8 protein-coding genes are annotated in these 7,697 nt (G+C 69.1%); 2 read left to right on the top strand and 6 right to left on the bottom strand.

Going from position 1 to position 7,697, the window contains the following annotated elements; genetic code table 11:
* From Q8Q85_04690 to Q8Q85_04665, 6 genes are all read right to left on the bottom strand, one after another.
* Positions 1–1,174, bottom strand: a 1,174-nt coding sequence (locus Q8Q85_04690) for an MFS transporter (GenBank protein ID MDP3773544.1), incomplete at its 3' end; no start/stop codon positions are given.
* Positions 1,175–1,187: 13 nt separating this feature from the next.
* On the bottom strand, positions 1,188–2,948 hold the full coding sequence (locus Q8Q85_04685) for a hypothetical protein (GenBank protein ID MDP3773543.1): 1,761 nt from the start codon (positions 2,946–2,948) through the stop codon (positions 1,188–1,190).
* Entirely contained in the window at positions 2,873–3,268 is a 396-nt protein-coding gene (locus Q8Q85_04680; GenBank protein ID MDP3773542.1) for a hypothetical protein, read from the bottom strand. Before Q8Q85_04680 ends, Q8Q85_04685 begins: the two co-directional genes overlap by 76 nt.
* 36 nt (positions 3,269–3,304) lie before the next feature.
* Entirely contained in the window at positions 3,305–3,871 is a 567-nt protein-coding gene (locus tag Q8Q85_04675) for a hypothetical protein (protein MDP3773541.1), read from the bottom strand.
* Positions 3,872–3,889: 18 nt separating this feature from the next.
* The gene (locus Q8Q85_04670; GenBank protein ID MDP3773540.1) at positions 3,890–4,054 is read right to left on the bottom strand and encodes a zinc ribbon domain-containing protein; all 165 of its coding nucleotides are present in this window, start codon (positions 4,052–4,054) and stop codon (positions 3,890–3,892) included.
* A gap of 67 nt (positions 4,055–4,121) precedes the next feature.
* Positions 4,122–4,841 (bottom strand): hypothetical protein, encoded by a 720-nt coding sequence (locus Q8Q85_04665; GenBank protein MDP3773539.1) that lies wholly within the window; start codon positions 4,839–4,841, stop codon positions 4,122–4,124.
* Between Q8Q85_04665 and Q8Q85_04660 the strand changes: the two genes are divergently transcribed.
* Both Q8Q85_04660 and Q8Q85_04655 read left to right on the top strand, forming a co-directional pair.
* Entirely contained in the window at positions 4,840–6,720 is a 1,881-nt protein-coding gene (locus Q8Q85_04660) for an ATP-binding protein (GenBank protein MDP3773538.1), read from the top strand. The two genes, Q8Q85_04665 and Q8Q85_04660, sit on opposite strands and share 2 nt — an antisense overlap.
* On the top strand, positions 6,717–7,376 hold the full coding sequence (locus tag Q8Q85_04655) for an MBL fold metallo-hydrolase (protein ID MDP3773537.1): 660 nt from the start codon (positions 6,717–6,719) through the stop codon (positions 7,374–7,376). The genes Q8Q85_04660 and Q8Q85_04655 overlap by 4 nt, the downstream gene beginning before the upstream one ends.
* Positions 7,377–7,697: the final 321 nt, after the last annotated feature.

The raw sequence follows: 7,697 nt of genomic DNA, 5'->3' as shown, positions 1-7,697 counted from the left end.
GGTTCGGGGTGTGCAACTCCTCACCGTAGTGCCGCACCAGCCACCCGCCCAGCGGCCCGGCGATGAAGTACCCGATCGCCACCGGCAGGAAGGCGAAGCCCATGAAGAGCCCCTGCTGCCCGGGCGGCGCGAGGCGCGAGCAGTATTCGTAGAACCGCGGCGACAGGGTGATCTCGCCCATGGCCAGCACGAAGAGCGCCGCCACCACCAGCGGCGTGCTCCCGCCCGCGGTGAGGAACAACCAACTCAACGCCGAGATCAGGATGCCGACCGTCATGGCGACGAATGCCGGGACCTTCCGCGTCAGGTAGTTCACGATGAAGGTGAACGCGATCACCGTCGCCGGGTCCACGGTCAGGAGCAGATCGACCTTGGCGTTGGGATCCACGTAGCCGCGCAGGAACAGCGGCAGCGCGATGTACTGCTGCCAGAAGACGACGTAGAACCCCGAGAAGATCACCAGGAACGTCATGAACCTGACGTTGGCCAGCACCACCAGCAGGTTCTTCAGCGACTGACCGATGCTCGCGACCTTCTGGTCATCGGCGCGTCCCGGCTCCTGGTAGAACCCCAGCGTGACCAGGAACATCGCGAAGGTGAAGAGCGCGCTCACCCGGAAGACGTTCTCGATGCCGAGAGTGGTGCGCACCTGGTACGCCATCAGCGGCCCCAGGGTGCCACCGATGTTCACCACCGTGTAGTAGATGGAGTAGCCGAGGGAGCGCACCTTCTCGGTGGAGGCGCGCGCGGTCGAGCCGGCGACCACGGGCTTCACCACCGCCGGGCCGAGTGCGGGCACCATCATCACGGCCAGCACCAGCCAGTAGAGCGGGAGGGCTTCGCGCAGCGGCGCCATGAAATCGGCGGAGAGCGAGCCCAGTAGGAAGTAGCCGAGCGTGAGTATGAGGTAGGCCGCGGCGAGGGTGCGGCGGAAGCCGAAGCGGTCGGCGAGGGTCCCGCCCAGCACCGGCAGCAGCCACACCACGAAGCCGTAGAACCCGATCAGCTGGCCGGCCTGCTCCGGCGTGAACAGAAGGTGCTCGGTGAGGTAGACCGCGAGCACCGCCTGCGGTCCGTAGTACGCCAGCCGCTCGAAGAGCTCGGTGAAGTTGGCCACCCAGAACGCGGGCTGGAACCCTTCCCGGATCTCCTTCATCCGCTGCGCGACGCTCACGGACCCTCCTCCGCTAGTAGCGTGGGAAGTTGAAGACGTTGACCGACGAGATCTGCTCCCGGCTCCGGGTGAGGTCGTCCGGCTCGCCCCTCAGGATGCCGAACTGGTGCTGGAACCCGAACCTCAGCTCCGGACCGGACCCTCGCGTGAGCGGCATGGCGAGGTCGAGCCGGTACGTGAGGCGCGAGCCGCTCGGGAACGCCATCCGGAGCCCGCCGCCCACCGAGCCGATGAGGCCCGTGTTCTCCCCGAATGCGGCGTCGCCGGCCCACCCGCGCCCCAGGTCCACGAACCCAACGGTCCCCACGTCCACCGCGCCGAACGCGGTGCCGACAAAGTACCGGTGTTCTGCCTGTACCACGACCCGCCGCCCCACCGGCAGCCCGGTGTACCCGTAGCCCCGGATTCCGTTGCTGCTCGCGAGCAGGAGCTGAAAGGGAGTGCTGGTGTGCCAGCCTCCGGCCCCCGCGAGCCCGAACACCATGACCCCGTGCTCGCTCACCGCGGTGTACACGAGGACCTCGCCCGAGGCGAACACACCGTCCCAGCGGTCGCCGTTGGTGAGGTACCGGCCTTCAGCCTTGCCGCGCGCGAAGACGAGCGTCCGGTAGTTCAGCGCCGCGCCGAGGTACGTCTCGGCGGAGACGAACCAGTCGTGCTGGAGCCCGCCCGAGCCGAAAAGGCTCCGCCCCAGGACCACGCCCGCCTCGACGCCTTCGCGGATGTCCTCGACCGCGTTCACGCCGTCCACCCCGCGGTGCGAAGTGAATCGCAGGTTCCTCCAACCCAGGATCAGATGCACGCGAACCCGCCGGCGCTCCGGGTATCGGTCTTCGAGCTCCGCCTTCGCGCGTGAGTCGCCCGCGGCGAGCGGCGCGAGCGGCGAGCCTTCGACGTACAACCGCTCGGCGGACAGCACGGCGCCCAGGATGCGAAGCCGCCCCGGCACGCCGAACCGCGCCGCGATCCCGAGGTCCCCGCCGAACGACACCAGCGGCTGCGCCACCGTGCCGAGCGTCGGGCTGACGAGCGGGAACGGCTCTTTCCGGTACCGGCTCGACTCGCGCCACGCGAGGCGGTCGAATTCGCTCTCGAACGGCCTCAGCACGGACTGCTCGGCTACGGAACCGACGCTCGACTTGCCGGCCACCAGCTCGGCGTCGTGGCGGCCGAACAACTGACGATGGAGCACTCCCACGTCGAAACCCGCCCGGCGCCCCAGGTTGTTGTAGCGGAGTTGGACGCGGATCCCGCGCCCCAGGACGTTCTCCTCGCTGAGCCGGACGCGCCTGACCGCTCCTCCCGACTCGACGCGCACCGCGCCCCGAAGCGACCAGTCGTCGCGCGTCTCGACCGCGACGTCAACGCCGCCGTCCCGGGCCGGTGCGGTGGTGACGCGAGCACTCCGGAGGTACGTCTGGGCGCGGAGCAGCCGCTCCGTCTCGGCCAGGCGGCGTGGGTCGCACGGTTCGCCCTCCGCGAAGAGCAGCTCGCGCCGCGCCGTCTCCGGGCGGGTGCGCCAGTGAAGGGAGTTGCCTAGGTGGTAGAAAAGGCGCGGCAGCGCCCGCGATTCGGCGCCGAACAGCGGCGCGGTCGCGAGGCTGATGGAGCGGATCGGCCGCCCGTCGCAGACGGACTGCGCGGAAGCCGGGGCGGCGGCGAGGACGAAGACCGCCGCGAAAGCAGCGCCGCGCAGGTTTACGAGAAGAGGTCGGGGTTCTTCGGCTCTTCCTCGGCGGGCGGCGCGAGGAGGCCCTTGAGACGCTCCTCCCACTTCTCGACGTCGAAGTGCCCCTCGTTGGAAAGCACCCGCCGGAGGAGCGGCGAGAGCTCGGACAGAGCGTCCACCAGGTCGCCGATCACGGAGCGCGCCTCTTCCATCCGGAAGATCTCCTCCGGAGCCGTCACCATCTCCTGGAGGATGGCCCGCTCCGACCGCGAGGCGACCATCGGCTCGGAGCGAGTGCCGCAATAGACCTCCGTCCGCCGCCCGGGGCCACGCCCCTCCTCGATGGGATTCAGTCCGACGATCTCGTCCGACCGCCAGTACTTCCCGTAGCCGAGGTAAACCATGCGGCCCGTCTTGATTTCCATGGACATGATCCGGGCTCCGCCGAGAAAGAAGGCCTGCTACCTGCCCATCCGTTTCTTCAGCTCATCCAGCTTGGCGTCCGCTTCGGCCTCGCGTGCCGCGCGGTCCAGCTTCGTCTTGAGCAGCTCCTGCTCGAGGTCGGTCTCGGGCCGGTCCATCCCGGCGGCGCCGAGTCCGGCCCAGGCCCGGTCGGCGGAACGGTCGGCGTCGATGCCGCCGCGCCGCTTGGCCGCTTCCTGCAGCTGCGCCGTCATCTCCACCAGGTCGCGCTCGGCCAGCGCCAGTTCCTCGCGCTGAGCTTCCACTTTCTTCTCGAGCACGCCGATCCGTTCGCGGTGCTTGGCGAGGTACCGGTCGGCCACTTCGACCGTCTCGGCGTCGCTGATCCCCAAGGCGAGGTCGCGGCGCCGCTGCGTCGTTTCAAGCTGAGCGCGCTCGCCCGCCAGCTGCTGCTCCGCCTTCTGGAGCGCCTCGCGCATCGCGCCGACGCCGGCCTTCGCCTCGATCACCGCCTCGCGCATGCGCCGGGCCAACTCGCCGAGGTCGGTCGGCGGCGTCGCTGCCTCGAGCGCCGCCTCCAGCGCGTCACGGAGCCGCTTGAACACGGGCCTCCCCGGCGGCGGTCAGCTCTTCTTCACGGTCTTGGCGAAGAACCCGCTCAGCAGCTGCCGGGTGCTGCGCGACTTGCACTTCGGACAGGCGGGCGAGCGGCCGGCGTGCTCCGATATCCTCTCCACCACGGTGAACCGCTTGCGGCACTTCTGGCACTGGTAGTCGTAGTTCGGCACTGCTGCTCCTCTGGTTCGGGTGGTCTGATTGATATTGGGGGGAGGAGGGGAAGACGGCAAGACGTCGTTAATGCCCAAACTCGTCTGCGACCTGGCGCATCAACCGGTCCGGCGAGTCGTGATTCGGGAACATCATCCGGTCGCTGAATCGGTTCAGGGCGATGCGGATCTGATGGAACCGCTCGCCCGTCTGCCGCAACACCCCGTCCAGGCCGTATCGCCCGGCCAGCGCGTGGTCGCTAGCCAGCCGGAACCCGGACTTCCCGACCGCCTCGTAATACGGCAGGTCGGGGCCGCCCTTGCGTGCGCGCCGCGCCGCGATATAGTCGGGAAAGATGCCGGTGAGCCAGAGAGCGAAGTTCCCCAGGTGCGCGCGCACCCTGAACTGGCGCTCGCCCTCGGTCCGGTCGGCCTCCGCCACCAAGTCCACCAGATAGGCGTAACGATTCTCGTCATGCTCACCGATGCGGTACGCGCGGTCCTTGCGCCCGAACGCCAGCACCAGCGACGCACAGTAGTCGGTGACGAGGCGGTCGTCCACCCCGGCCTCCAGCAGGAGACGGCGCAGCATCGCATAGAGGAAGAGGGCGGCCGACGGCGCGGTGAGCCCGCGATGGGAGAGCAGCGCCCTCACCAGGCGCGGATCGTCCCAGAGCACGTCCGACCCCTCGGAGGCGGCGCGCGCCTCGAGCCTCCGCCGCTCGGTTTCGCTGCCATCGGCGAGGAGCAGCAGCGCCAGTCGCTCGTCTTCGGCGCCCAGCGTCGCCCGCACCGTAGTCGCGATCATGGTTGACCCCCTTTCGGTCCTGGCCGAACTGACCCGCTTCGGGCGCACCCTCACCGGAGCCCTTCGCCGCGAAACCGTCGCGGAACGCACCGCCGAGTGCCTCGAGCGACTCTTCGACCCGGCCGCCATCGCTGTCTCCGTGGGCGCAGGCGACGCGACGCCTGGGCTTACGCTCGCGGTAGCCTCAGGTAGCCCTACCCCTACTCTGCAAGACCCGTTCCTCGCCGAGCTACTAGCAGCCGCTCCGCACGTGATCCGGGTCACGGGACCGGCGCGTCTCGGGGCACCACTCGTCGCCGCCGGTCACACAATGGGAATCATCGGGGTCTGGGGCAAGGACGACGTTGCCTTCAAGGAGGACGACGAGGCCGTCATCGCCGCCGTCGCCGCTGGGGCGGCCCTCGCGCTCCAGAACGCGCAACTGATCACCCTCCTTTCGACGGGCAAGCGCGACTGGGAGCAGATGGTGGACGCCATGGGCCCCGCCATCTGCATCGTGGGCGCGCGCGGCGGCGTACGGCGCGCCAACCGCGCCTTCGCCGACCTGGTCGCCGCGCCGATCACGACCCTGGCCGGACGGCCCTGGCTCACGCTCCTGCCGCCGGCGTGGGCGGAGCCCATCGGCAAGGCGATCGCCGCGCCCGGCGGCGCCGGTGGCGAGATCCGCACCGACCGGCACATCTACTCCGTGAACGCGCAAGCCATCCAGGGCGACGAGCCCGGTACCGTGGTGCTCCTCATCGTAGACACCACCGAGACCCGCCGCCTCCAGGAACAGCTGATCCAGTCGGAGAAGCTCTCGGCGATCGGCCAGCTCATCGCGGGCGTCGCGCACGAGCTCAACAACCCCCTCGCAAGTGTCCTCGGGTTCGCCGACTTCCTGACCGAGGCCGCCGACGTGCCCGCCAACCTCCGCGAGCCGCTCCGCGTGATCCAGGAAGAGGCGCAGCGCGCCGCCGGCATCGTCAAGAACCTGCTCACCTTCGCCCGGAAGCAGGACCAGGAGCGCCGCAGCCTGTCAGTCGGCCCGATCCTCGAGCGCACGCTCGCCCTCCTCAAGAACCAGCTCATCGGGCTCAAGGTCGAGCCGCTGCTCGTGGTGGAGCCTGGCCTCCCTGATATCGACGGCAGCGCCAACCAGCTCCAGCAGGTGCTCGTGAACGTCGTCAACAACGCCGCCCAGGCGATCGCGAGCACCGGCCGGCCCGGAACGGTCGTGGTGCGCGCGCGGCCCTGGCTCGACGGCATCGCCATCGACGTGGTGGACAACGGGCCGGGGATCCCCGAAGAGGTCCAGAACCGGGTCTTCGAGCCGTTCTTCACCACCAAGGCCGAGGGCGAAGGCACCGGCCTCGGCCTCTCGATCTGCCAGGGTATCGTGAAGGAGCACGGCGGGAAGATCACCCTCAAGTCGGCACCCGGACACGGCGCGACCTTCACCATCGAGCTGCCGCCCGCCGGAGCGCCGGACGACCGGGCGGCCCTGCCGGCGCAGGGCGTGGTGGCCGGCGGCCGCGTGCTGGTAGTGGACGACGAGCCCCAGATCCTCCACTTCATGCGCGCCACGCTCGAGGCCTGGGGCTACACCGTAGAGACCGCCGCCGACGGCCAGGAAGCGCTCGGCCGCGTCCTGGGCGAACACTTCGACCTCATCATCACCGACGTGCGGATGCCCCTGCTCACCGGCCGCGAGTTGTTCGAGCGGCTGCGGCACGACGCTCCCGAGATGGCCAAGCGCATCGTCTTCGCGACGGGAGACACGGTCCGCGACGACACCATGGCTTTCCTCGCCGGCTCAGGACGCCCCTGCCTCCACAAACCCTACAAGCTCGCCGAGCTCAAGCACGTGCTCTCGACGGCACTAGAGACCCCCGCATGAGACGGGACATCGTCGGCGCCGCACTCGCCATCGCCATCGCCGGCTTGGCCGCGCTCGCCCCCGTCGCCCTACTGGGAGGCGGCAGCCCCCGCGACGACATCTACCACGCCTGGGCGGAGGACACCGTCTTCACCATCAGCGAGGTGCGGCCGGGGGTCTTCTTCGCGACCGGGCGGCAGGGTCAGGTAGTAGGCGCCACCTCGGTTTTCATCGTGACCGACCGCGACGTCATCGTCGTGGACGATCACATCACTCCCACGGCCGCGCGCGCGCTCGTGTCGGAGATCCGCCGGGTGACACCCAAGCCCATCCGATACGTGGTCAACACGCACTTCCACTACGACCACACCAGCGACAACGGCGTCTTCGGCCCCGACGTCGAGATCCTCTCTCACCCCGCGACGCGGGCGCGCCTTCTCGCCACCGGCCTGCAGTCGATCCGAGACCAGCTCACCACCCTGCCGAACCAGATCGCGGTGCTGCGAGCGCGGCGCGACACCACCCGCAACGATTCGGTGCGCACCATCCTCGACCGGCAGATCCGCGGCCTCGAGCAGATGCAGGCCGAATACCGGGACCTGACCGTCGTCCTCCCCAGCCTGACCGTGGACTCATCCCTGGTGCTGTATCGGACCGGTCGGCTAGCTGGGGACTGACTGGCGGGTGGTGGCGGCGCGCCGCATTGTTGTGCGCCGAGTTATGCGCCGGTTTGGAGCATAAGCACGGTGCAGGCCGTGTTATCACGCGAGCCTCGACCCGGGTTGTTGCGCGCCGAGTTATGCGCCGGTTTGTCGCATAAGCACGGTGTAGGCCGAGTTATCGCGCGAACGGCGGCCGGGACTGGAAGACAAGTAGGGTAAACTACTAGTTAGGCGGCGATTTCGAAAGGCTCCACCCAATGTTCGTTCCGGCTATCGAGCTGGCGGCTGAGTTCACGAGGCCCATACACTCCATCGCACGGTTCTACGGATCGACCT

It is taken from the genome of Gemmatimonadales bacterium (assembly GCA_030697825.1).
Lineage (GTDB): Bacteria > Gemmatimonadota > Gemmatimonadetes > Gemmatimonadales > JACORV01 > JACORV01.
The sequence above is the reverse complement of the archived record's forward strand: the minus strand, read 5'-3'. Positions and strand labels throughout refer to the sequence as shown.

Excerpts from the sequence above, each read along its gene's own strand:
- Q8Q85_04680 (MDP3773542.1), bottom strand. The coding sequence starts at position 3,268 with ATGGAAATCAAGACGGGCCGCATGGTTTACCTCGGCTACGGGAAGTAC.
- Q8Q85_04660 (MDP3773538.1), top strand. The coding sequence starts at position 4,840 with ATGGTTGACCCCCTTTCGGTCCTGGCCGAACTGACCCGCTTCGGGCGC.
- Q8Q85_04665 (MDP3773539.1), bottom strand. The coding sequence starts at position 4,841 with ATGATCGCGACTACGGTGCGGGCGACGCTGGGCGCCGAAGACGAGCGA.
- Q8Q85_04655 (MDP3773537.1), top strand. The coding sequence starts at position 6,717 with ATGAGACGGGACATCGTCGGCGCCGCACTCGCCATCGCCATCGCCGGC.